Origin of the sequence: Pseudomonas sp. LFM046, assembly GCF_000949385.2 — a bacterium.
Classification (GTDB): Bacteria; Pseudomonadota; Gammaproteobacteria; order Pseudomonadales; family Pseudomonadaceae; genus Metapseudomonas.
Genome location: NZ_JYKO02000001.1, coordinates 3,159,753 through 3,183,799, shown reverse-complemented (window position 1 = coordinate 3,183,799; position 24,047 = coordinate 3,159,753). Strand labels below are relative to the sequence as shown.

At 65.8% G+C, this 24,047-nt stretch carries 21 protein-coding genes; 7 read left to right on the top strand and 14 right to left on the bottom strand.

The features are described 5' to 3' along the window. Positions 1-43: 43 nt before the first annotated feature. The 5 genes from TQ98_RS14585 to TQ98_RS14565 form a co-directional block, all read right to left on the bottom strand. On the bottom strand, positions 44-721 hold the full coding sequence (locus tag TQ98_RS14585) for a DUF3313 domain-containing protein (protein ID WP_044874516.1): 678 nt from the start codon (positions 719-721) through the stop codon (positions 44-46). Positions 722-986: 265 nt separating this feature from the next. After that, positions 987-2,138 carry an acyl-CoA dehydrogenase family protein gene (locus TQ98_RS14580; RefSeq protein WP_044874517.1) on the bottom strand — a complete coding sequence of 384 codons (1,152 nt, stop codon included), beginning with the start codon at positions 2,136-2,138 and terminating at the stop codon, positions 987-989. A gap of 79 nt (positions 2,139-2,217) precedes the next feature. Then, entirely contained in the window at positions 2,218-3,108 is an 891-nt protein-coding gene (gene mmsB, locus TQ98_RS14575; protein ID WP_044874518.1) for a 3-hydroxyisobutyrate dehydrogenase, read from the bottom strand. Between the two features lie 46 nt (positions 3,109-3,154). Further along, complete coding sequence (locus TQ98_RS14570) at positions 3,155-4,663, bottom strand: CoA-acylating methylmalonate-semialdehyde dehydrogenase (protein WP_044874519.1); 1,509 nt, start codon at positions 4,661-4,663, stop codon at positions 3,155-3,157. Between the two features lie 86 nt (positions 4,664-4,749). Further along, positions 4,750-6,453 carry an AMP-binding protein gene (locus tag TQ98_RS14565; protein ID WP_044874520.1) on the bottom strand — a complete coding sequence of 568 codons (1,704 nt, stop codon included), beginning with the start codon at positions 6,451-6,453 and terminating at the stop codon, positions 4,750-4,752. 271 nt (positions 6,454-6,724) lie between these two features. On the opposite strand from TQ98_RS14565, the gene TQ98_RS14560 reads away from it, so the two are divergent. Together TQ98_RS14560 and TQ98_RS14555 are read left to right on the top strand one after the other, a co-directional pair. After that, positions 6,725-7,681 carry a LysR family transcriptional regulator gene (locus TQ98_RS14560; protein ID WP_197708598.1) on the top strand — a complete coding sequence of 319 codons (957 nt, stop codon included), beginning with the start codon at positions 6,725-6,727 and terminating at the stop codon, positions 7,679-7,681. Between the two features lie 152 nt (positions 7,682-7,833). Continuing rightward, the gene (locus tag TQ98_RS14555; protein ID WP_044874521.1) at positions 7,834-8,937 is read left to right on the top strand and encodes a DUF2855 family protein; all 1,104 of its coding nucleotides are present in this window, start codon (positions 7,834-7,836) and stop codon (positions 8,935-8,937) included. A 34-nt stretch (positions 8,938-8,971) separates the two neighbouring features. Here TQ98_RS14555 and TQ98_RS14550 read toward each other — a convergent pair whose 3' ends face one another. From TQ98_RS14550 to TQ98_RS14540, 3 genes are all read right to left on the bottom strand, one after another. Continuing rightward, a complete protein-coding gene (locus TQ98_RS14550) occupies positions 8,972-9,952 on the bottom strand; it encodes a sensor domain-containing diguanylate cyclase (RefSeq protein ID WP_044874522.1) in 981 nt (326 codons plus the stop codon). Positions 9,953-10,028: 76 nt separating this feature from the next. Next, positions 10,029-10,535 (bottom strand): N-acetyltransferase, encoded by a 507-nt coding sequence (locus tag TQ98_RS14545; protein WP_044874523.1) that lies wholly within the window; start codon positions 10,533-10,535, stop codon positions 10,029-10,031. Beyond that, on the bottom strand, positions 10,532-11,710 hold the full coding sequence (locus TQ98_RS14540) for a murein transglycosylase A (RefSeq protein WP_103102968.1): 1,179 nt from the start codon (positions 11,708-11,710) through the stop codon (positions 10,532-10,534). The genes TQ98_RS14545 and TQ98_RS14540 overlap by 4 nt, the downstream gene beginning before the upstream one ends. Positions 11,711-11,868: 158 nt before the next feature. On the opposite strand from TQ98_RS14540, the gene TQ98_RS14535 reads away from it, so the two are divergent. The 4 genes from TQ98_RS14535 to TQ98_RS14520 all read left to right on the top strand — a co-directional run bounded on the left by TQ98_RS14535 (position 11,869) and on the right by TQ98_RS14520 (position 16,879). Continuing rightward, complete coding sequence (locus TQ98_RS14535) at positions 11,869-12,060, top strand: hypothetical protein (protein ID WP_044874524.1); 192 nt, start codon at positions 11,869-11,871, stop codon at positions 12,058-12,060. Between the two features lie 222 nt (positions 12,061-12,282). Beyond that, on the top strand, positions 12,283-13,863 hold the full coding sequence (gene ilvA, locus TQ98_RS14530) for a threonine ammonia-lyase, biosynthetic (RefSeq protein WP_277949291.1): 1,581 nt from the start codon (positions 12,283-12,285) through the stop codon (positions 13,861-13,863). 170 nt (positions 13,864-14,033) lie between these two features. Beyond that, positions 14,034-15,644, top strand: a complete 1,611-nt coding sequence (locus TQ98_RS14525; RefSeq protein ID WP_044874525.1) for a 5-guanidino-2-oxopentanoate decarboxylase — start codon at positions 14,034-14,036, stop codon at positions 15,642-15,644. 209 nt (positions 15,645-15,853) lie between these two features. Beyond that, positions 15,854-16,879 (top strand): LacI family DNA-binding transcriptional regulator, encoded by a 1,026-nt coding sequence (locus tag TQ98_RS14520; RefSeq protein ID WP_103102967.1) that lies wholly within the window; start codon positions 15,854-15,856, stop codon positions 16,877-16,879. 113 nt (positions 16,880-16,992) lie between these two features. Here the strand turns inward: TQ98_RS14520 and TQ98_RS14515 are convergent, their stop codons facing one another. Further along, a complete protein-coding gene (locus TQ98_RS14515; protein ID WP_044874527.1) occupies positions 16,993-17,889 on the bottom strand; it encodes a LysR substrate-binding domain-containing protein in 897 nt (298 codons plus the stop codon). A 114-nt stretch (positions 17,890-18,003) separates the two neighbouring features. Between TQ98_RS14515 and TQ98_RS14510 the strand changes: the two genes are divergently transcribed. Then, complete coding sequence (locus tag TQ98_RS14510; protein WP_044874528.1) at positions 18,004-18,741, top strand: class II aldolase/adducin family protein; 738 nt, start codon at positions 18,004-18,006, stop codon at positions 18,739-18,741. 178 nt (positions 18,742-18,919) lie between these two features. Here TQ98_RS14510 and TQ98_RS14505 read toward each other — a convergent pair whose 3' ends face one another. The 5 genes from TQ98_RS14505 to TQ98_RS14485 all read right to left on the bottom strand — a co-directional run bounded on the left by TQ98_RS14505 (position 18,920) and on the right by TQ98_RS14485 (position 23,995). Continuing rightward, a complete protein-coding gene (locus TQ98_RS14505) occupies positions 18,920-19,765 on the bottom strand; it encodes an ABC transporter permease (RefSeq protein WP_044874529.1) in 846 nt (281 codons plus the stop codon). Between the two features lie 6 nt (positions 19,766-19,771). Further along, positions 19,772-20,608 carry an ABC transporter permease gene (locus TQ98_RS14500; protein WP_044874530.1) on the bottom strand — a complete coding sequence of 279 codons (837 nt, stop codon included), beginning with the start codon at positions 20,606-20,608 and terminating at the stop codon, positions 19,772-19,774. Between the two features lie 10 nt (positions 20,609-20,618). Beyond that, positions 20,619-21,734, bottom strand: coding sequence for an ABC transporter substrate-binding protein (locus TQ98_RS14495; RefSeq protein WP_044874531.1), 1,116 nt, complete (start codon positions 21,732-21,734; stop codon positions 20,619-20,621). A gap of 73 nt (positions 21,735-21,807) precedes the next feature. Continuing rightward, entirely contained in the window at positions 21,808-22,899 is a 1,092-nt protein-coding gene (locus TQ98_RS14490; RefSeq protein WP_044874532.1) for an ABC transporter ATP-binding protein, read from the bottom strand. A 190-nt stretch (positions 22,900-23,089) separates the two neighbouring features. Next, positions 23,090-23,995, bottom strand: coding sequence for a LysR substrate-binding domain-containing protein (locus TQ98_RS14485; protein ID WP_044874533.1), 906 nt, complete (start codon positions 23,993-23,995; stop codon positions 23,090-23,092). Positions 23,996-24,047: the final 52 nt, after the last annotated feature.

Sequence of the window (24,047 nt, the reverse complement as noted above, 5' to 3'; positions counted from 1 at the left end):
TCCTCCCGTCCGGCGTCCGCGGAGGAGAGGGATGCCGTCCGGCTTACTGACGGGGCTTCAACCGCTCGTAGGCGAGACGCAGGTCCTGCGCCCAACCGTCCACCACCGGCTTGATGTTCTGCACGGTCAGGGCGGTTTCCTTGTTCTCCAGGGCGGTGCCGGTGCCTTTGCGCACGACTTCAGCCAGCAGCTTGCTGTTGCCGCCGTCAAGGAACATGGCTTCGGTGGCGATTTGCACTTCCTGGTCCCGGGCGCCGACGGCGGTGGTCGTGGCCGCTACGACCAGGGCGATCGGAATGACTTCGTAGGGTTTTAGCCCTTCAGTGGAACTCGACACCGCCGTGATGGCTGGGCGGATCACCAGGCTGTCGGCAGCGGGAGAATTGACGACCCGAATCACTTTCCCGAGCTCACGCTTGAGGGCCGTGTCGTAGTACTGAGCGATGTCCTTGAGGGTGTTCTGGGAAATCTGGTCGGTGGGCTGGGGGCGTGGGTAGAACTGGCTGGGCTCGATGTACACGCTGTTGTAGCGCGACAGGTTCAGCGACGGATCGACCCAGCGGGCCACTTTCGCGCCGCTGGCGGATTCTTCTTCCTTGAGGCGTTGGTAATCAGGCAGGAAGCCCGAATAGTGCTCGGGCTCAACCATGGTGCTGGAGCAGCCCCCCAGCGCCATCAACGCTGCAAATGCCAAAACACCGGACATGGATCGCATGGTCATTCCTCACTTCCTAGTTGGGTAATCCAAGGCGTTCCCCGCAGTTCGCCCCCGGTTTTCTGCTGAACCGGGTGTGGAAACCAATCGGGGGAAACAGGGACATGTCTCCCAGTCGCGGAGACTAGTTCCAGCCTAGTTGACGCCCGGTGAGTCGGCGGGAAATTTTCTGCGGTCGCCGGCAGGTCATGGCGGGCACGCGAAGCCCGGGGCAGCGCGCAAAAAAAACCGGGCGCCCCTCGGGAAAGGGTGCCCGGAAAACGTGGGTTACTCAGAGTTGCAGGTTGGCCAGTTCGCGCGCGATCAGCAGACGCTGTACTTCGCTTGACCCTTCGTAGATCTGGGTGATGCGCGCATCGCGGTAGTACTTCTCCACCGGGTAATCCTCCAGGTAGCCATAGCCGCCGTGGACCTGGATGGCGCTGGAGCACACCTGCTCGGCGATTTCCGAGGCGAATAGCTTGGCCTGGGAGGCTTCGGACAGGCAGGGCAGGCCGGCGCTCTTCAACCGGGCGGCGTGAAGGATCATCAGGCGCGCGGCGTTGAGGCGGACCTGCATATCTGCCAGCAGGTTGCCGATGCTCTGGTGCTCGATGATCGGCTTGCCGAACTGCACCCGTTCCCGTGCGTAGCCCAGGGCGGCCTCGAAAGCCGCGCGGGCGATGCCGAGGGCCTGGGCGGCGATGCCGATGCGGCCGCCTTCCAGGTTCGACAGGGCAATGGCCAGGCCCTTGCCACGCCGGCCCAGCAAGTTCTCTTCCGGGATGCGGCAGTTGCTGAGGGTCACGGCGCAGGTATCGGACGCCTTGATCCCCATCTTGTGTTCACTGCGGTCGACCGCGAAGCCGGGCGTGTCGGTGGGCACCAGGAAAGCGGAGATTCCCTTCTTGCCCAGGTCCGGGTCGGTCACCGCGAAAACGATGGCGAGCCTGGCGCGCTTGCCGTTGCTGACGAACTGCTTGGCGCCGTTGAGCACCCAGTGGCCGTCTTGCAGTTCCGCACGGGTGCGCAGGTTGTGCGCCTCCGAGCCGGCCTGGGGTTCGGTCAGACAGAAGCAGCCAATGGCAGCGCCGGCGGCCAGGTCGGGCAGCCAATGGTCCTTCTGCGCCTCGCTGCCGTAGTTGAGGATGGGGCCACAACCAACGGAATTGTGGATGCTCATCAACGCGCCGAGGGCGCCGTCGCCGGCGGAAATCTCCTCCACCGCCAGGGCGTAGGCGACGTAGTCGATGTAGCTGCCGCCCCAGGCCTCGGGCACCACCATGCCGAGAAAGCCCAGCGCGCCCATCTGTTGCACCAGGTCCTCGTCGATCCAGCCGGCCTTTTCCCAGGCCTGGGCCCGAGGTGCCACTTCGGATCGGGCGAAGTCCCGGGCCATGTCGCGGATCATGCGTTGTTCTTCGGTGAGTTCGAGATCGTGCATCAAACGGGTCTCCCGCCGGTGAAACCGTCAGGCACCACCGAGGGTGCTGACGGGAACTGCGTGCTGCTCATGCTCAGGCTCAGGCTTCCCGGCGGAACAGGTTGATGATGGCGGAGAAGTCCAGGCCGCCGTGACCCTGCAGGCTGAAGGTCTGATAGAGCTGCTGGGCCGCCGCGCCCAGCACCACCGGTTGTTTCGCATGACGCGCGGCTTCGGTGGCCAGGCCCAGGTCCTTGAGCATCAGATCGCTGCCGAAGCCGCCGCTGTAGCCACGGGACGCCGGGGCGTTTTCCAGCACGCCGGGGAAGGGGTTGTTGATCTCGGAGCTCCAGCAGCGGCCGCTGGAGGTGTTGATGATGCCGGCCAGGACCTTGGCATCCATGCCGAGGGAGACGCCCAGGGCCATGGCTTCGGCGACGCCCACCATGGAGATGCCCAGCAGCATGTTGTTGGCGATCTTGGCCACCTGGCCGTTTCCGGAAGCGCCGCAGTGGACGATGTTCTTGCCCATGGCGGATAGCAGTGGCTGGGCCTGGCTGAAGGCAACCTCGGTGCCGCCGACCATGAAGGTCAGCGTGCCGGCGGCGGCACCGCCCGTACCGCCCGAGACCGGGGCGTCGAGCATGGGGTTGCCCTGCGCCTCGGCCTGCCTGGACACCTCACGGGCGCTCAGCGGGTCGATGGTGGAGCTGTCGATCAGCAGCACGCCACGGCTGACGTTCGCCAGCAGACCGTTGCCGCCCAGGTAGACCTCTTTCACATGGGCCGCCGCGGGCAGCATGGTGACGATCACGGCGACGCCGTCACGGGCAACCTCCGCCGGGCTGCTGGCGGAACGGGCGCCCAGTTCCACCAGTGCGGCGGTGGCCTGGGGCGACGGGTCGAATACGGTGAGGCTGTGACCGGCCTTCAGCAGGTTGCGGGCCATGGGGCCGCCCATGTTGCCGAGGCCAAGGAATCCGATATGCATGGTGCTGCTCCAGACGGGCCGGCGTGTGGTGCCGGCCCGGAGTTGGTCATTTCAGGGTGATGGTGGTGTTCACGGCGCCGCCGACTTCGTCCTCGTCGAACCAGCGCTCGGTGACGGTCTTGGTCTGGGTGTAGAACTGCACCACCTGCTTGCCGTAGGGGCCGAGGTCGCCGAGCTTCGAGGCACGGGAGCCGGTGAAGGAGAACAGCGGCACCGGCACCGGGATCGGCACGTTGATGCCCACCTGGCCGACGTCGATCTCCTCCTGGAAGTGCCGCGCGGCAGCGCCGGAGCGGGTGAAGAGGGCGGTGCCGTTGCCGTTCGGGTTGGCGTTGATGAAGGCGATGGCTTCGTCGAGGGTGGCGGCGTTCACCACGCACAGCACCGGCCCGAAGATCTCCTCGCGGTAGATGCTCATGTCCGGGGTCACGCCGGAGAAGATGGTCGGGCCGACGAAGTTGCCGTCCTGGTAGCCCGGCACGCTCGGGCTGCGGCCGTCCAGCTCCAGCTTGGCGCCTTCGTTCAGGCCAGTGGCGATCAGGCCGCTGACACGGTCCAGGGCGGCGCACGACACCACCGGGCCGACATCCGTGCCCGGCTCGCCGCCGGCGCCGATTCGCAGCGACTTGGCCTTTTCCACCAGCTCCGGCAGCCAGGTCTGCGCCTCGCCCACCAGGATCGCCACCGAGAGCGCCATGCAACGCTGGCCTGCTGCGCCGAAGGCGGCACCGGCGAGGTTGTTCAGGGTCTGCTGCTTGTGGGCGTCGGGCAGGATGATGGCGTGGTTCTTCGCGCCCATCATGCACTGGACGCGTTTGCCGTTCAGCGAGGCGCGGTTGTAGACGTGGGTGCCGACCTTGGTGGAGCCGACGAAGGACACGGCCTTGATGTCCGGGTGGTCGCAGATCAGGTTCACGGCATCGGCGCCGCCGTGGATGACGTTGAGCACACCCTTGGGCACACCGGCTTCCAGGGCCAGTTCAGCCAGGCGCATGGTGACCATGGGGTCCTGCTCGGAGGGCTTGAGGACGAAGGTGTTGCCGGTGGCGATGGCCATCGGGAACATCCACAGCGGGATCATCGCCGGGAAGTTGAAGGGCGTGATGCCGGCGCATACGCCCAGCGGCTGGTTGACGGTATAGGTGTCCACGCCGCTGGCAACGTTGTTGGCCAGCTCACCCATCTGCAGGGTGCCGATGTTGGCGGCGTGCTCCACCACCTCCAGGCCGCGGAAGATGTCGCCCTCGGCGTCCGGCAGGGTCTTGCCCTGCTCGGCGGTGAGGATCGCGGCCAGTTCCTTCATGTTTTCGCGGATCAGCTGCTGGTACTTGAGGAAGATGCGCGCACGAGCGCCGATGGGCGTCTTGCGCCAGGTCTTGAAGGCCTCCTTGGCGCTGGCCACGGCGGCGTCCATTTCCTCGGCAGTGGCGAAGGGCACGCGGGCCAGGACCTCCTGGGTGGCCGGGTTGACGATGTCGCGCCACTGGGTGGTGCGGGATTCGACGAATTCGCCGTTGATGAGCAACTTGACGCTGGGAACGCTGGAAGAGGTCATGGTGGTCCTGCCTGCTTTCGTTGGGTCGGGTGGGAACGCTCGGACGGGGTGTCCGAGCGGTCGGGATTTCAGAGAACGGTGCGGGCTCAGCCCTTGAGGTGCGGGAAGTCTTCCTCGAAGAATTCCTGCGGGTGGCGTGCATCGCTCTGGCGGCGTTGCACTTCGATCTGCCGCAGTTCCACCCGGCGGATCTTTCCGGAGATGGTCTTGGGCAGTTCGCTGACGAACTCGATGCGGCGCACCCGCTTGTAGGGCGCCAGGTGCTCGCGAGCGAAGGCGAGGATGCTGCTGGCCAGTTCGGCGCTGCCGGTCTCGCCATGGGCCAGGATCAGAAAGGCCTTGGGCACCGCCAGGCGCACCGGGTCGGGGCTGGGGACCACGGCCACTTCCATCACCGAGGGGTGTTCGATCAGGGCGCTTTCCAGCTCGAAGGGGCTGATGCGGTAGTCCGAGGCCTTGAACACGTCATCGGCACGGCCGACGAAGGTGATATAGCCGTCGTCGTCGATCAGGGCCGTGTCGCCGGTGCGGTAGTAGCCATCGCGCATCACTTCGGCGGTTTTCTCCGGGCTGTCCTCGTAGCGGAGCATCAGGCCCAGGGGGCGGACATCCAGCGGCAGGGCGACTTCACCCTCGTTGCCGGGCATGCCGTCGGGGTCGAGCATGGTTACCCGGTATCCGGGCAGCGGGCGGCCCATGGAGCCCGGCTTGAGCGTCTGGCCGGGGGTGTTGCCCACCTGGGCGGTGGTCTCCGTCTGGCCGAAGCCGTCGCGCAGGTTCATGCCCCAGGCGTGCTGGATCTGCTCGATGATTTCCGGGTTGAGCGGTTCGCCGGCGCCCACCAGTTCTCGCAGACGCAGGCGGCCACGGTAGCTGGCCAGGTCCTCCTGGATCAGCATGCGCCAGACGGTGGGCGGGGCGCAGAGGCTGGTGACGCCGTAGCGTTCCAGCACGCCGAGCAGGGCCGGGGCACTGAAGCGCGAGGTGTTGTGGATGAAGATGCAGGCGCCGGCGTTCCAGGGCGCGAAGAAGCAGCTCCACGCATGCTTGGCCCAGCCGGGGGAGGAGATGTTCAGGTGCAGGTCGCCGGGCTGCAGGCCAATCCAGTACATGGTGGAGAGATGCCCGACCGGGTAGCTCTGGTGGCTGTGCAGCACCATCTTCGGCTTGGAGGTGGTGCCGGAGGTGAAGTAGAGCAGCATCGGGTCCGTGGCCAGAGTCACGCCGTCGGCCTCGAACTCGGCGGAATATTCCAGCGCTGAACTGTGCGGGGTCCAACCCGGAGCCCCCCGGCCGACGCTGATGCGGGTGCAGCCTTCGGCGAGGCCGTTGAACTTGTCGAGGTTGGCGCTACCCACCACCAGGTGGCGGACGTGGCCGCGCTCGATGCGGTCGCGCAGGTCTTCGGGGGTGAGCAGGGCGGTGGCGGGAATCACCACGGCGCCCAGCTTGAAGGCCGCGAGCATGGTTTCCCAGAGGGCGATGTCATTGCCGAGCATCATCAGAATGCGTTCGCCACGCTGCACACCGAGTGCGCGCAGGTGATTGGCGACACGGTTGGAACGTTGTGCCAGCTCCTGGAAGCTGTAGCGGCGTTCGCTGCCATCCTCTTCGACGATCCAGAGCGCGTTGGCCTGGTTGCCCTTGGCCATGGTGTCGAAGTAGTCCAGCGCCCAGTTGAATTCGGTGAGCTGCGGCCAACGGAAATCGCGCACGGCGGTGTCGTAGTCGGTGCGGTGGGCCAGCAGGAAGTCACGGGCGGCAAGGAAGGGGAGGCAGTTGTTGGTCATCGTGAGTGCCCTTGATTGTTCTTGTCGGGTCTTGCCGGACAGTGGCCGGCCTGTTGGATCGAGTATAGGTAGGCGTGAATCAGATAAGAACGCGCAGAAAAACCGGTGCGATGTGCAAAAAAGTCATAGCCATGGCGCGCGGGATAACGGGGGAGGGCTGAAGCCGTAGGCTCGCTGACCTGAGGCCGCCGCACAGAAATCCCTTGGCCACCCTGCACCGGGCATGCGTACATAGAGGCATTCATCCACCATTGACCTGGCAAATATCCAAATGAACATGCAAAAAAGCCCCACCCTCGACCAGGTGAAGTGGGACGACTTGCGCTTTTTCCTGGAGGTGGCCCGCACCCGGACCGCCAGCGGCGCGGCTCGCCGGCTGGGTGTGGACTACACGACGGTGTCGCGGCGGGTGCGCGCCCTGGAGCAGGCGTTGGGGGCGCTGCTGTTCGAGAAGTCACGCGCGGCGGGCTTCGTGCTCACGGTCGAGGGGCAGCGCCTGCTGGGGCACGCCGAGACCCTGGAGAGCACGCTGCAGGCGGCGTGCGAGCAGGTGTCGGGCACACGCCTGGGGTTGTCGGGGCATGTGCGCATCGGCTGCACCGAGGGCTTCGGCTCCTATTTCGTGACCGCGCAGATGAGCCGCTTCCTGGAGCGTTATCCGCATATTTCGGCGGACATCCTGCCGGTTCCGCACTTCGTCAGCCTGTCCCGCCGCGAGGCGGACATCGCCATCACCCTCGAACGGCCGGAGCGTGGGCCTTATGTCTGCTCGAAACTCTGTGATTACCGCCTGCGCCTCTATGCCTCGCCCGAGTACCTGGCGAAGCATCCGCCGATCCAGACGCGGGAGGACCTGGCCGGGCATCCCTTCATCACCTACGTGGAAGACCTGGCGTTCAGTCCCAAGCTGCTTTACCTGAACGACCTGCTGCCCGGCGCCGTGAGTCAGTTGCGCAGCACCAGCGTCATCGCCCAGTACCAGGCGGCGCTGCAGGGGCGGGCGCTGGCGATCCTGCCGTGCTTCCTGGTGGCCGGCGACCCGCGCTTGCAGGCCGTGCTGCCCGCTGATGTGGAAGTCACCCGGCAGTTCTGGATGTACTACAGCGAGGACCTGCGCCGGCTGAAGCGCATCACCCTGGTGGCGGAGTACCTGCACGCCTGTGCCGACCTCAACCGCGCCTGGCTGCTGGGCGAGGAGACCGAACTGCGGATTCCGGACCCGGCGTAACCTTGCCCGATGACTGGTAGTCGGCCTGCTTCACAGGCTCGTCCGGAAGTCGGAATGATGCCCTGGCCGCTCGCTGCTGCGCGACTATGCTGGTGTGCACGGCGCGGGGCAGGCCTGCGCGGGGATGAAGGTTCAGCCGAAGGAGAGCATCGATGGGCACCACCCTGGATCTGCTGGTCAAGCGCGACCGGATTACCGAGTGCCGGGTTCGTGAGGGCCTGCTGAAGGCCGGCGACCTGGGGCAGGGGCAGGCGCTGCTGCGGGTCGACCGCTTTGCCTTCACCGCCAACAACATCACCTATGCCGCGCTGGGCGAGACCCTGGGCTATTGGCAATTCTTTCCCACCGGCGAAGAAGGGATGGGGATCATCCCCGTCTGGGGCTTTGCCGAAGTGGTGCAGTCCCACTGCCCGGAGCTGGAGATCGGCCAGCGCTTCTTCGGCTACTACCCCATGTCCACCCATCTCCGGGTCACGCCGGACAAGGTGCGTCCCAACGGCTTCGTGGATGCGGCGCCCCATCGGCAGGCCTTGCCGCCGCTCTACAACCATTATCTGAACTGCGCCAACGACGCCCTCTATCACGAGGATGACGAGGCGTTGCAGATGCTCCTGCGTCCGCTGTTCACCACCTCCTTCCTGCTGGACGGCTTTCTGGCCGCGGAGCAGTTCTTCGGTGCCCATGACGTGGTGGTGACCAGCGCGTCGAGCAAGACCGCCATCGGCATGGCCTATCTGCTGAACCGCAGCCGGAAGGGCCGGGGCATGGACTATCAGGTGATCGGCCTGACCTCTCCGGGAAATCGGGCTTTCGTCGAGGCGCTAAAGTGCTATGACCGGGTGCTGGGCTACGACGAGCTGGACCAGCTTCCGGGCAATGTCCCGTCGGTACTGGTGGATTTCGCCGGCAACGGCCCGTTGCTGGACCAGGTCCACCGCAAGCTGGGTTCAGAGCTGAAGTACAGCTGCCTGGTGGGCGCCGCCCACTGGGACCAGCGCCAAGGGCGCTCGCCGGACATGCCGGGACCGAAGCCCACGATGTTCTTCGCCCCGACCGAGGCGCAGAAGCTGATCCACAAGGTGGGCAACCAGGCCTTCCAACAGGCCATGGTGGATCGCTGGCGCGCCTTCGCGGGCTACGCCCAGCAGTGGATGGACCTGGAATATGGGCACGGACCGGCGGCCGTGGAGGCGATCTACCAGCAGGTGCTGCAGGGCCACGCGGCCCCGAGGGCGGGGCACCTGCTGTCGATGTAGCGGGTCAGTCGTCGCACGCGAGCATGGGCGAAGGTCAGTGACCTTCGCCTTCTCGTTTCTGGGCCAGGTCCCGGCGGCCGCCAAAGTGGGCCGACTCCAGGCGGTCGCGCCCGCGCTGCTTGGCCTGATAGAGCAGCTTGTCCACGGCCTGGATGAAGGGCAAGGGCTGGTCCTGGTGGCTGGGAACCAGGGTGCCGACGCCCAGGCTGATGGTCAGGAGCGAGGCGACCCCGGATTTCTCGTGGGGGATGCACTGTTCGCGGATCAGCTTGCGGCAGCGCTCGGCCACCTGGCGGGCGGCGGGTTCGTCGGTGGCCGGGAGGATCAGCACGAACTCTTCCCCGCCAAAGCGAGCGACGAAGTCCCGGGGGCGGATGGCGGCGTTCTTCAGTGCCTTGCCCACGCTTCTCAGGCAGTCATCGCCCTGGATATGGCCGTAGTGGTCGTTGTACTGCTTGAAGTAGTCGATATCGAGCAGGATCAGCGACAGCGGCTCGCCGGTGCGCTGGGCGTTGGCCCATTCCATGTCCAGCATGGAGTCGAACATGCGCCGGTTGGCCACGCCGGTCAGGCCGTCCTGGTAGGAGTACTCCTCCAGTTGCTTCTGCAGGTCGATGAGCTGCTGCTCGGCCTTCTTGCGCTCGCTGATGTCGAACATGAAGCCGACCAGGGCTTCCACCTCGCCCTCGGCATTGCGCATGACGTGCACCACGTCGCGAATCCAGACGTAGTCGCCCTGGGGGGTGAGGGCACGGTAGTCCGCTTCGTGGTCGGTGCCCGCCTGGGACTGGGCGACGCAGAAGGCGACCACGGCATCGCGGTCATCGGGGTGCATGCGCTCGGCCCAGTCATTGACGCCAACCCAACTGGACTGGCTCCAGCCCAGCAACGCTTCGATCTGCGGACCGATGTAGGCAAAGGTCATGGTCTTCCAGTCGATCTTCCAGGGGATCGCCCGGGTGGACTCCAGTAGCGCTTTGTAGACCTCGTGGGTGGTTTCGGCGTCGTCTCTCATGGCTGCCCCCGTACTGACCGAATCGGTTGGCGCCTTCCTTTGCGCAAAGCTCTCTTATACCTAATCAGATGGGGTTTCAGTCAGTGGCTTCGAACGCCAGGTGATAGCTGACATCCCCCACGGGCCATTCGCCGCTGAACGAGAAGGCCTGGAAATACTCCGCAGGCACGCCGGGCAGCACCAGGCCCGGGCGCACGATGAAGCCGAAACGGCTGTAGTAGGCGGGGTCGCCCAGCAGCACGCAGCCTTCCGCCCCAAGCTCACGCAATCCGGCCAGGGCGGCGCCCATGAGGCGGGAACCGATGCCCGCACCCTGGCGTGCCGGCGCCACGGAAATGGGGCCCAGGCCGTACCAGCTCGTGGCTCCGGAGGAGATGCGCACCGGCGACAGGGCCACGTGGCCGACGAGCTCGCCGCCGTCCTCCGCCACCAGGGACAGCGACAGCTGCCCGGCACGCCGCAAGCCGTTGACGATGAACTGCTCGGTGCCGCTGCTGTGGGGCGCCTGGGCAAATGCGGCGACGGTCAGGGCTTCGATGGCGGGGATATCGGCGGGCGCTTCCGCGCGGATGACCAGGCTCATGATTTGCCCCCCTGTGCTGGCGCAGTGGCTGCGCCGGGCAACGGCGCGCCCTTCGGCCAGAGCATCCAGAGTTGCCCCGCCTGCTTCATGTTGCCGGCCAGTTCGCCGGCTTCGGCGCCGGTGCCCCAGAAGAGGTCGGCGCGCACTTCACCTGCGATGGCGCCGCCGGTGTCCTGGGCAGCCACCGGACGAGTGACCGGGCTGCCGTCGGGGCGGGTGGTGGAGAGCCAGAGCAGGCTGCCCAGCGGGATCACCTTGCGGTCGATGGCCACGCTGTAGCCGGCGGTCAGGGGCACGTTGAGGGACCCGCGAGGACCTTCGTTGCTGTCCGGATTGAGGCCGAAGAACACATAGCTCGGGTTGGTCGCGAGCAGCTCCTGGACCCGCTGCGGGTTGGCCCTGGCCCAGTCGCGAATGCTGCTCATGCTGACGTCTTCCTGCTTCAGCAGGCCCTGTTCCACCAGCCAGCGGCCCACCGGGCGGTAGGGGTGACCGTTCTGGTCGGCGTAGCCGATGCGCAGTTGGCGGCCGTTCTCCAACTGGATACGCCCGGAGCCCTGGATCTGCAGGAATTGCAGGTCCATGGGGTCGGAGAGCCAGGCCAGTACCGGCGCCTTGACGCCGTTGGCGCGGATGGTGGCGGCGTCGTCATAGGGCTTGAGCACGCGGCCTTCCAGGCGCCCGCGCAGGCGCTTGCCCTTGAGTTCCGGGTAGAGGCTGTCCAGGGCGACGATGATCATGTCTTCCGGGGTGCCGTACACCGGTACCTCGGTTTCCTTGGTGCGTCTCAGGCTGCCGGCATAGACCGGTTCGTAGTAGCCGGTGATCAGGCCCTGCGGGCTGTTGTGGGCGTTGCGCAGACTGTAGACGTCCAGTTGGGCCTTGAGCCAGGCGCGGACGGCAGTGGGGTCTTCCGGCACCTGGCCGGCGCTGCCGCAGGGGGCCGCCCAGATCGGGTCACGGGCCAGTCGGGCGCAAGCCGAGCGCCAGGCGTTGAAACCGGCCAGGAGGTCGGCGTCGTTGGTGGCGGGCAGCTCTTCCCAGGTCGCCCGGGTGTAGGTCTCGACCTTGGGTTGTATGGGTTTCGCGGGTTCCTTGTCGCAACCGGCGACCAGCGAGAGCAGGGCGGCGACGCACAGCGCCAGCCGGCCCCGACGGAAGGAGAGGGCAATCACGTCGTGGTGTTCCTGGTGAGTGATTCAAAGCGGGGTAGCTTGGTGAATGACCGGGGCGACGTCAATTTCGTCGGACGGATGCGTTGATCCAAGTCGATGAAATCAAAAGGAAATAATTATCCAATAGGGTGTTCGCAGCTTAAGGAAGGACCCCAGTCGTGACGCGTACCGTAAGAAACTTTCGCAAGACCCTGGATGCAGTGGCCATGAACAACGAAGCGGCTGCCATTGCCGTGATGCGCGCCGCCGACCGCATCGGCGACCAGGCCCTGAAGGAGCAGTTGTTCAATGTGATCCAGCGGATGAACCAGGATGCCGCCGAATTGCGGGTGGTCCGGGATCACGTCTGAAGGATGAATTCTTTTCGCCTATCCGAAATTGCCGCTTGACCTGAAGGACTCCGCCCCTCTAGATTGCCCGCCATGAATCAATTCCCTTGGTTGTCCGGCCCCTCGATTATTACCGCCATTCCAGCAGTGGCGGGTTAGCCGACGACCAAACAGAAACCCGCCCTCGAGGCGGGTTTTTTCCTTCTGTCTCCTGGGCGCCAAGATCGAAACCAGGAGCCCAGCATGACCACCTTCACCACCCGATCCGCCGTCCCCCTGACCGAGCGCCCGCTGGACGAGCGCGACAGCCTGCTCAAGCACTACGTGCGCAAGATCCTCGCGGCGCCGGTGTATGACGTCGCCATCGAGACGCCCCTGCAGCCCGCCCGCCAGCTCACCGAGCGCCTGGGCAACCAGGTGCTGCTCAAGCGCGAGGACCTGCAGCCGGTGTTCTCCTTCAAGATTCGCGGCGCCTACAACCGCGTGGTGCAACTGAGCGACGAGGAACGGGCGCGCGGGGTGATCGCCGCCTCGGCCGGCAACCATGCCCAGGGCCTGGCCCTGGCGGCGCGGGAGCTGGGGGTGAAGGCGACCATCGTGATGCCGCGCACCACCCCGGAGCTGAAAGTGCAGGGCGTGCGCTCCCGTGGCGGCAAGGTGGTGCTCCACGGCGATGCCTTCCCCGATGCCCTGGCCCATGCGCTGAAACTGGCGGAGGAGCAGGGCCTCACCTTCGTGCCGCCCTACGACGACCCGGATGTGATTGCCGGGCAGGGCACCGTGGCCATGGAAATCCTGCGTCAGCACGCGGGCCGGCTGGACGCCATCTTCGTGCCCGTGGGCGGCGGCAGCCTGATTGCCGGCATCGCCGCCTACGTGAAGTACTTGCGCCCCGAGATCAAGGTGATCGGCGTCGAGCCCGAGGATTCCAACTGTCTGCAGGCGGCCCTGGCCGCGGGCGAGCGCGTGGTGCTGAACCAGGTGGGGCTGTTTGCCGATGGGGTGGCGGTGGCCCAGATCGGCGCGCACAACTTCGACGTCTGCCGGCACTTCGTCGACGAGGTGCTGACGGTCAGCACCGACGAGATCTGCGCCGCGATCAAGGACATCTACGACGACACCCGCTCCATCACCGAGCCTGCCGGCGCGCTCGCCGTGGCCGGGATCAAGCGGTACGTGGAGCGCGAGGGCGTCAATGGCCAGACCCTGGTCGCCATCGATTCCGGCGCCAACATCAACTTCGACCGCCTGCGCCACGTGGCCGAGCGCGCCGAACTGGGGGAGAAGCGCGAGGCGATCATCGCCGTGACGCTGCCGGAGCGGCCGGGGGCTTTCAAGGCGTTCTGTGAGGCCCTGGGCCGTCGTCAGATCACCGAGTTCAACTATCGCTACAGCTCCGGGGACGAGGCGCACATCTTCGTCGGCGTGCAGACCCATCCGGTCAACGATCCCCGCGCGGTGCTGGTTGAAAACCTGCAAGCCCAGGGATTCCCGGTGCTGGACCTGACCGATAACGAGCTGGCCAAGCTGCACGTGCGCCACATGGTGGGCGGCCATGCGCCGCAGATCGGCGATGAGATGCTGCTGCGCTTCGAGTTCCCCGAGCGCCCCGGCGCCTTGTTCAACTTCCTCAACAAGCTGGGCGGGCGCTGGAACATCACCCTGTTCCATTACCGCAACCATGGCGCCGCCGACGGCCGCGTGCTGGCGGGCCTCGCGGTGCCGCCGGAGGAGCGGGCGGACGTCCGCGCCGCGCTGGACGAGATCGGCTATCCGTACTGGGACGAAAGCGACAACCCGGCCTGCAAGCTGTTCCTGGGCTAGCGCACAGTCGCCTCACCCCTGTGGGGGCGGATGAATGCGCCCCCACAACCCAGTTTCCACCTCAGCAGAAAGACCCTGTCAGACAATTCCGACAAAAGTGATGTTAACGCTAACATCGCCATGTTAGAGTGCCCGCCATTCGAAACCTGATTTCCTTTGGAGGACTGCCCATGTTGACCTGCGGAGAGCTGCTGGTTGAGCTGCTGGAAGGCTTTGGCGTGGATACCGTGTTCGGTATCCCTGGTGTGCACACGGTCGAGCTGTATCGCGGCCTGCCCAACACCCGCATCCGTCACGTGACGCCGCGCCACGAGCAGGGCGCCGGCTTCATGGCCGACGGCTATGCCCGTGTTTCCGGCAAACCGGGCGTGTGCTTCATCATCACCGGTCCGGGCATGACCAACATCACCACCGCCATGGGCCAGGCCTACGCCGATTCCATCCCCATGCTGGTGATCTCCAGCGTCAACAACACCGAGCAACTGGGCATGGGCGGCGGCCGCCTCCATGAGCTGCCCTCCCAGCGCAATCTGGTCTCCGGCGTCGCCGCCTTCAGCCACACCCTGATGCGCCCCGACGAGCTGCCGGAAGTGCTGTCCCGCGCCTTCGCCGTGTTCAACGGCTCCCGTCCGCGCCCGGTGCACATCGAGATCCCGATTGACGTGATCACCGCCCCGGCGGACCACGTGAGCCGCAAGCTGGGCGCGCAGCCGAGCCGTCCGGCCCCGTGCGCCGACGCCATCGCCCGCGCTGCCGGGATGCTCAAGGCGGCCAAGCGCCCGCTGGTGCTGCTGGGTGGCGGCTGTGCCGACGCCGGCGCCGAGGCCCAGCGCCTGGTGGAAGCCCTGGATGCCCCGACTGCCTACACCATCAACGCCAAGGGCGTGCTGCCCAAGGGCCACCCGCTGGCACTGGGCTGCAACCAGGCCTGGGTGCCGGTGCGCCAGATGGTGCTGGAGTCCGACCTGATCCTGGCCATCGGCACCGAGCTGGGCGAGACCGACTATGACGTGGTGTTCGATGGCAACTTCCGCATCGAAAGCCCGTTGATCCGCGTCGACATCGATCCTGAGCAGTTGAACCGCAATTACCCGGCTGACCTGGCCATCCTCAGCGATGCCCGCAAGGCCCTGGCCGCCCTGGCCGATGCCGTGGGCGCCGGTGCCGCCTTCAGCGCAGACAGCGCGGGCTCCAAGCGCGCCGCCGCCGTCCGTGAGCAACTGGATGCCCAGTGGCCGGAATCCTGGAACGGCCAGCGCAAGGTGCTGGAAACTCTCCAGCAGACCCTGCCGGACCTGATCGTCGCCGGCGACTCCACCCAACCCGTGTACTCCGGCAACCACCTGTTCGAAGCCACGCGCCCCCGCAGCTGGTTCAACTCCGCCACCGGCTACGGCACCCTCGGCTACGGGCTGCCGGCCGCCGTGGGCGCCAAGCTGGCTGCCCCGGAACGCCCGGTGATTGCCCTGATCGGCGACGGTGGCATCCAGTTCACCCTGCCGGAACTGGCCTCCGCCGTGGAAGCCGGCGCGCCCATCATCGTGCTGCTGTGGAACAACAGCGGTTACGGCGAGATCAAGCGCTACATGAAGAACCGTGACATTCCCACCATCGGCGTCGACATCTACACCCCGGACTTCCAGGGCCTGGCCCGCGCCTTCGGCTGCAATGCCGAGAAGGCCGAGAGCCTGGAACATCTGGCCGAGCTGCTGAAGACAGCCGCAAAGGCTGACCGCCCGACTGTGATCGAGGTGTGGGAGCACGCGGAGTTCCTGCAGTAATCGGGGAAAGCCTTCGCACATGGGTGAAGGCGAAACCTTCCTGGTAGGGGCGAATTCATTCGCCAAGGGCGGCGTAGCCGCCCCCTGGCAGGCAGCAGGGCGAACCTGCGGCTCGCTTGGCGATTGAAATCGCTCCTACAGGCCGGGAATCGCTTCGACATGGGCTGTTCAGGGATAATGCCCCTCCCCGATAGACGCACGAGGCCAGGATGTCCACCAAGAGCAAACCCACCCTGCAGGATGTCGCCCGGCTGGCCGGAGTTTCCGGGATGACGGTATCCCGCGCCCTGTCCAAGCCGGACATGGTCTCGGAGCAGACCCGGCAGAAGGTCGAGCAGGCGGTGCGCGAACTGGGCTATGTGCCCAACCTGGCCGCCAGCCAATTGGTGACCCGGCGCAGCGGCATCATCGGTGCGCTGATCACCACCATCACCAACCCCATCCTCGCCACCACCATCGAAGTCCTTCAGCAGGGGCTGGCGCGGGCAGGCTTTCACTTGCTGATCGGTGAAACGCGATTCTCCCAGGAGGAAGAGGGCAAGCTGCTGCGGGCCTTCCTCGGCCGCCAACTGGACGGCCTGATCCTCGCCTATGGTTATCACGCGCCGGAAACCCTGGAACTGCTCCAGTCCACCGACATTCCCCTGATCGAACTCTGGGACTTGCCCGAAGGCGATGTACCCCGGCAACCGGTGGGGCAGGTGGTGGGTTTCTCCAACTGGGCCGCCGGCGCCGCGGCCGGGCGTCACCTGGTGGAATGCGGCTACCGCAAACCGGCTTTCTTCGGCTACGACGACGCGCGGGAAAACCTGCGTTTCGCCGGTTTTCGCCAGGCGGTGTGGGACGGGCTGGGCATCGAGCCGCTGCGGTTGAACACCTCGCCCGTACCCCATATCGACGACGGCGTGGACGTGATCCAACGCTTTGCCCGTGGCGAGATCGACTGCGATGGCGCCTTCTTCACCAACGACATGCCCGCCATCGGTGCGCTCTTCACCTGCCAGCGCCTGGGCATCCGGGTGCCGGACCAACTGGGCATCTGCGGCTTCGGTGATCTGCCCATCGCCCGGGTGGCGATGCCGTCGCTGACCAGCGTGCGCATTCCCGCCGAGCGGGTGGCCAATGCCACGGTGGAACTGCTGTGCCAGCGCATCCGTGGCGAGGGCGAGTGGAACTCGCAGGTGGATGTGGGCAGCGAACTGGTGGCGCGGGAGTCGACGGCGCTGCAGTGCTGACCCGGCGTAGGGGCGCTCTTCTGTGGGGGCGAATTCATTCGCCAAGGGCGGCGAAGCTGCTCCCTGAGGCCCTGAGGCCGAACCTTCGGTCCGATTGGCGAATGAATTCGCCCCTACAGGTTATTCGCCCCGAGCAACCAATCTGCGAATGCCAACACGTTGCGATCCCGACAGCCCTCCGGCACCACCAGGTAGTAATCCCCAGACAGCAGCGGCTCCTGGCTGGCGACCACCAGCCGGCCCTCTTCCAGTTCCGGTGCGACGAAGTAGCGCGGCAGCACCGTGACGCCGAGCCCGTGCAGGGCCGCATCCAGCACGAACTGGAAGTGCTCCAGGCGCTGGCCGGGCAGGGCATCGATCTCCCTTGGGGTCAGCCCGGCGCTGAGCAGCCAGATCTGGGTGGAGGACTTGCCCTGGGCACTCAGGGCGCTGTGGTGGAGCAGGGGATAGCGCAGGATGTCCCGCCGTTCGACGATGGGGCCATGGCGCTGCAACAGCGCCGGTGTACAGACCGCGACCATCTCACCCGTCATCAGCCGCTGCGCGTCGAACCCGGGCCAGTGGCCGTCGCCAAAGAGGATGGCGAGTTCAAAACCTTCCAGCTGTTCGTAGAGGCGGTGCAGGTCGTTCATCACCTGCAGTTCGACTTCAGGGTGCAGTTGCCCGTAGTCCTTGAGCCTGGGCAGTAGCCAACGGGTGGTGAGCGAGGGTTCGGCACCGACGCGCAGACGACCCGCTCCCTTGCCGCTGATGAGCTGGGTAGCGGCTTCCAGCTGGTCCAGCAGGGGGCTGATTTCCTCCACATAGCGACGGCCTTCCTCGGTGAGCAGCAGGCGCTGGCGCACCTTCTCCACCAGGGGCTGGCCGAGCAGGTCTTCCAGGTTCTTGATCTGCCGGCTGACGGCGCCCTGGGTCAGGCTGAGTTCCTCGGCGGCGCGGGTGACGCTCATGTGCCGGGCGAACGCGGCAAAGCAGGTGAGCGAAATCATGCTGGGCAGGTGTCGGCGCATGGCAGTTCATTACGTTTTGGAATGAGTGGCAGCAAGATAAATCGATATCCCGCGGTCAACAAGCGGTCCTAGGCTGGCCGCCTTTGACCACGTCATTTGCCTGCGGGAGAACCGATGAACACGACCACCGAACAAGCACTGCGCACTGACCTTGCTGCCGCGTACCGCCTGCTGGATCTGAATGGCTGGAGCGACCAGGTCTTCACCCATATCTCGGTGCGCCTGCCCGGGGAAGAGCCTGTCTTCCTGATCAACCAGTACGGCCTGCTACCGGAGGAAATCAGCGCCTCCAACCTGGTGGCGATCGATGTCGACGGCAACACGTTGAGCGCCGATTCTCCCGAGGTGAATCCCGCCGGTTTCACCATCCACAGCGCCGTCCACATGAACCGCCACGACGCCGTCTGCGTGATGCACACCCACACCTTGGCCGGCATGGCGGTGGCGGCCCTGGAAGAAGGGCTGTTGCCGCTGAACCAGACCAACATGACCTTCTACAACCGCCTCGCTTACTACGACTACGAAGGCGTGCCATTGGACCTGGAGGTACGCCAGCGCATCGTCGACGCCCTGGGCAGCAGCAAGGCCATGATCCTGCGCAACCACGGCCTGCTCACCGTGGGGCGCAGCGTCGCCGAGGCCTACTTCCTGATGTACTACCTGGACCAGGCCTGCCGCATCCAGTTGGCAGCCATGAAGGCCGGCCGGCCGCTGATCGTGCCGGACCACGAGGCCTGCGAATTCACCGCGCGCCAGTTGAACAACGAGCGCTATCACCTGGAAAGCGTGGACCTCGTCTGGAAAGCGGAGCTGCGCCGGCTGGATCGGATCGATCCGTCGTTCCGCGATTGATGGGCCGATAGGCCTTGTAGGGGCGAATTCATTCGCCAAGGGCGGCGAAGCTGCCCCCTGAGGTCTTGAAGGCCGAACCGGCGGTTCGGTTGGCGAATGGATTCGCCCCTACAGGACTCATTGCCCCAATGTGCCATCGCAAAACAAAAAGCCCGGACATTGTCCGGGCTTTTTCGCATCAGGCCGGCGCCGTCGCCGCTGAACCTGCTGCCTCCCTGGCCTTGCGCGCTGCCACGTACTGCAACAGCAACCGCGCACAGAGCACCAGCAGGGTGATACCGATCAGCAGCACCGAGATGGCTGCCACGCTGGGGTCGACGTTGTCCCGCAGACCGCCCCAGATGCGGCGGGGCAGGGTGTTGACGTCGACGCTGGTGATGAACAGCGTCACCGCCACTTCCTCCCAGGACAGCGCAAAGCTCAGCAGGGCAGTCGAAGCGATGCCCAGCTTGAGGTTCGGCATCACCACCAGGAAGGTGGTCTGCATCAGGCTGGCCCCCAGGTTGCGGGAGGCCAGTTCGATGCGTCGGTCGATCTGGCTCAGCGCCACCAGCATGGTCACCACGCCGTAGGGCACCACCATCACCACGTGGGCGATGACCACGCCGGGGAGCGTGTCGTAGCCGAAGCCGGGGGCGATGCGGCCGAGGTTGGTCTCCATGAAGTAGAGGACCAGGGCCGAGATCACCGGCGGGATGGCCATGGGCAGCAGCACCAGTCCGATCAGCACCGTGGCCAGGCGCGAGCGCAGGTACCAGATGCCGAGGCTGAAGCTCACCGCCAGGGCGGTGGCGATGATGCTGGTGGCCAAAGCGATGCCCAGGCTCTGGAGGATGCTCGCCATCCACTCCGGATTGCCCAGCAGGGCCTCATAGTGGCGCAGCGACCAACTGCCGTTGGGCATGGACAGGTAGCGCTTGCTGGTGAAGGACACCGGAATGACCGTCAGCAGCGGGAACAGCATGAAGGCCATGGCCAGGGTGGCCAGCAGGCGGGTGGAAAGGCCCGTTTGATGTGTATTCATGGTCGATCAGCCCACCAGTCGGTTGACACGGGTTATGCGCAGCAGCAGCCAGATCAGCGCGCTGACCAGGGCCAGCAGGACCACGCTGAGGGCGGCGCCCAGGCCCCAGTTGCTGGTCTGGAACATCTGCAGGAAGACGTACTCGGCAATCATCACCGTCTGCCCGCCGCCCAGCAGCACCGGGGTGATGAAGAAGCCCAGGCAGAACACGAAGACCATGATGAAGGCGCCCAGCAGGCCCGGCACGGTCTGCGGCAGCAGCACTTGCCAGAAGGTGCGCAGCGCCCCGGCACCGAGGCCACGGGAGGCCAGCAGCACACGCTGGTCGAGCTGGCGCATGCTGGAAAGCAGCGGGAACAGGGCGTACGGCACCATGAAGTGGAGCATGCCGATGACCACGCCCGTCTCGTTGCGGGTCAGCTGCAGCGGCGAATCGATCAGGCCGAGGCCCATCAGCCCGCCGTTCAGCACGCCGTTGCTGCGCAGGGCGATCAGCCAGCCGAAGGCCCGCACCAGCACCGAGATCCAGAACGGGATGAAGATGCAGATCTCCACCATGCGTTGCCAGAACGGCGGGCTGAACACCCAGCAGTAGGCCAGCAGGTAACCGATGACCAGCGCCAGGGTGCTGACCGTCAGGCACAGGCGCAGGGTGCGCCAGAGCATGTCGTGGATCGCGGGATCGGTGGCGATGCGCTGGTACTGCTCGATGCCGGGCTCCGGCAGGGTGAAGCTCCAACCCACCACGCCGAGGAACGGCAGCAGGTAGAAGACCACCAGCAGCAGGGGCAGGGGGATCAGCAGCAGGCTGCGCTCCAGGTTGGCGGAGTGGGTTGTGCTCATGCGCGGCGGCTCACTTGGAAAGGTGGGTCAGGTACTGTTCCAGGGTGGTGGCGTAGTGGTCGGCGTACCACTCGGTGTTGAGGAAGATCTGCTTTTTGAAGTTTTCCTCGGACGCGCAGTCGGCCTCGCGCTGTTCCGCCGTCATCAGCTTCTGGGTGGCGCTGTTGGACGGGCCGTTACCCAGCAGTTCGAACAGCTTCAGCTGGCCCTCGGGCTGCAGCGCGTGCTGGATGAAGCGCATGGCCTCCTGGCTGCCGCCGGGGTTGTTCTGGAGTACCGCCCAGCTGCTGGAGTTGAGGAAGGCATTGTCATAGCCCCAGCGGACGCGGCCCTCGCTGTCTTCGGCGAGCAGCTTGGCGCGGGTGCTCCAGATGGCGCCTACCGAGACTTCGCCTTCGATCAGCAGCTGCTGGCTTTCCGCGCCCGAGCTCCAGAAGGACAGGACGTGCGGCTTGATCTCGTCGATCTTGCGCAGGGCGCGCGCCACGTCCAGCGGGTAGAGCTGGTCGGCGGGCACGCCGTCGGCCAGCAAGGCGGCTTCCAGCATGCCGTTCATCCACTTGTAGAGGGTGCGCTTGCCGGGGAATTTCTCCACGTTCCAGAAATCCGCCCAGGTGGCCGGGCCCTGGTCACCGAACTGCTCGCTGTCCCAGGCCATCACATAGCTGAACAGGTAGCCGGCGATGCCGTAGTCATGGGACAGGCCGGAGGCTACCTGGCCGCGCTGGATGACGCCGTAGTCCAGGGGCTGGAGGATCTTGTCGCGGCCCAGGGTCATGGCGCTGAAGCTTTCAACGTCCACCACGTCCCAGCTGGGCTTGCCGCTGGCCAGTTGTGAGCGGATGGCGCCTTCAGTGGGACCGGTGCCGTCGATGCGCACCTGGATGCCGGTGCTCTGGCTGAAGCTATCGGTCCAGGCGCGGCGGAAGGCGTCGAGGGCGTCGCCACCCCAGTTCACCACCACCAGCGGCTTGCCGTCCGACGCCCAGCTGATGCCACTGCGCATGGCGAGCGGCGCGGCCGCCAGCAAGCCCATGGCCTGGATGAAGGTACGGCGGTTGATCTGGCCGCCACGGGCTTTCTCGATGAGGATTTCGATGCAGTCGCGTTGATGTTCCTGGCTCATTGGCAAGTCCTCGCGTGGCCCGCTCCGTTGGGGCAGGCCGATTGTTGTTGTAGGGAAACGCTGTGGGGCGGGATCAGGCTTCCAGCAGGAAGCTTCGTTGCACCGGCCAGCTCAGCCAGACCGGCGTGCCGCTGGCCAGCTGGGCGCCCGGGTGGTTGCCGGGCACCGCCAGGTTGATGGCAGGCAGGTCCATGCCGACCTTGAGCGCGAGGTGCGTACTGGCGCCCTGGTAGACCTTCTCGGTGAGGTGCGCGGGCACCACGTTGTGGCCACTGAGATCGGGACGTTCGGTGTGCAGGTCCATGTGCTCGGGACGCACGGCCAGCAACAGCGGCTGGCCACCCAGGACCTGGGGTGCGGCGGCATGGAGATGGCTGTCGCCGCAGCGGCCGCTGGCATGGGCGCCATTACGGGTCACGTCGGCCAGCGGGAAGAGGTTCATCTTGCCGAGGAATTCGGCGACGAAGCGGCTGTTGGGCCGGTCGTAGATGTCTTCCGGCGTATCCACCTGGGCCAGACGGCCCTGGTTGAAGATGGCGATGCGGGTCGACAGCGCCAGGGCCTCGCCCTGGTCATGGGTGACGAAGACGAAGCTGGTGCCCACCTGGCGGTGGATGCGCTGCAGTTCGGCCTGGAGCTGCTCGCGCAGGTTCTTGTCCAGCGCCGAGAGGGGCTCGTCGAGCAGCAGCAGGTCCGGCTCGAACACCAGGGCGCGGGCGATGGCGACACGCTGCTGCTGGCCGCCAGAGAGCTCCGACGGCTTCTTCTTCATATGGGCACCGAGGCCCACCACGTCGAGGATGTGCTTGACCCGGCGCTGGCGTTCCTCCGGTTTCATACCCCGGATGCGCAGCGGGTAGGCGACGTTGTCTTCCACGCTCATGTGCGGGAACAGGGCATAGCCCTGGAACACCATGCCGAAATTGCGCTTTTCCGCGGGGCGACGGCTGATGTCGACGCCGTTCTCCATCAGCGTGCCGGAGGTGGCTTCGAGGAAGCCGGCGAGGATCATCAGCAAGGTGGTCTTGCCCGAGCCGGAGGGGCCGAGCAGGGTGAGGAATTCACCCTGGCGGATGTCCAGATCGATGCCGTCCAGGGCGGTGAAATGTCCGTACTGCTTCCTGATCCCCTGGGCACTGAGCTGGATGGCCTGACTGCTGGGCACGCTGGTGTCTCCCCTGGTTGGGCCGGGCTCGCGGACGAGCCCGGATTGGGCGTTTTTTGGCCATTATTGTCAAAGCCAGCGCTACAACAATCGATTTATTTCAGCATGAATGTTTAGTTTTTTTGGACATTTACGGGCCGGATTAGCATCCATCCTACGGACTGTCGCTTACGTCATGGCGTAACGCGATTCAACGATGCTCCTGCCAGATCTGGGTCGAGGCCTGCAGCTGGGTCTTCACCCAATTGCTGAAAGCCTGCACAGCAGGGCGGTCGGCCTTCTGCGGGTCGGCCACCAGGTAGTAGCCACGGTGGGAGTCGATGGCGATCTCGAAGGGGCGCACCAGCAGGCCTCGGGCCAGGGCGTCGCCGCTGATCAGGTTGTCGCCCATGGCCACGCCCTGGGCGGCGATGCAGGCGGACTGGGCGCAGTGGGCGTCGGAAAAGACAATGCCACGGCCCACGTCCAGCCCGGAGGCGCCGGCGGCGGCCAGCCAGACGCGCCAGTCGCTGTAGTCGCTCATGTGCAGCAAGGGAACGTCGCGGAGCTCCTGGGGACTCTTCAGGCCGCCCATGGCGTTGATCAGACGCGGGCTGCACACCGGGAAGAAGCGCAGCGCGACGATCTGGTCCACCGTCATATCGGGCCAGTCCCCGATGCCGTAGGCGATGAACAGGTCGACGTTGGCGCTGCTCACATCGTCCGGCGTGCGCGGCGAAATCAGCTGCAACTGGATCTGCGGGTATTCCCGCAGGAAGCTGCCGATGTGGTGGCACAGCCAGTAGGTGGCGAAACCGGGATTGCAGCTGACGCAGAGCCGGCCGGAGATTTCCTGGTCATCCAGGCGGCGGCCGGCTTCTTCCAGATTGGAGAGGATGCGGTGCACCTCGCGGGCGTAACGCTCGCCTCGGTAGGTGAGGCCGATGCCGCGGCCGATACGCTCGGTCAGGACAAAGCCCAGGCTCTCCTCCAGGCTGCTGATCTGGTGGCTGATGGCGCTGCGGGTAAGGCTCAGTTCCTGGGCGGCGGCGGAGACACTGCCCAGCCGCGCGACGGCATCCAGTGCACGCAGGGCGGTCATCGAGGGAATACGCATGAGGGCTCCGGATGAGGGGTTATGGTGAAAATATCTAAACATTAGTGGCGAA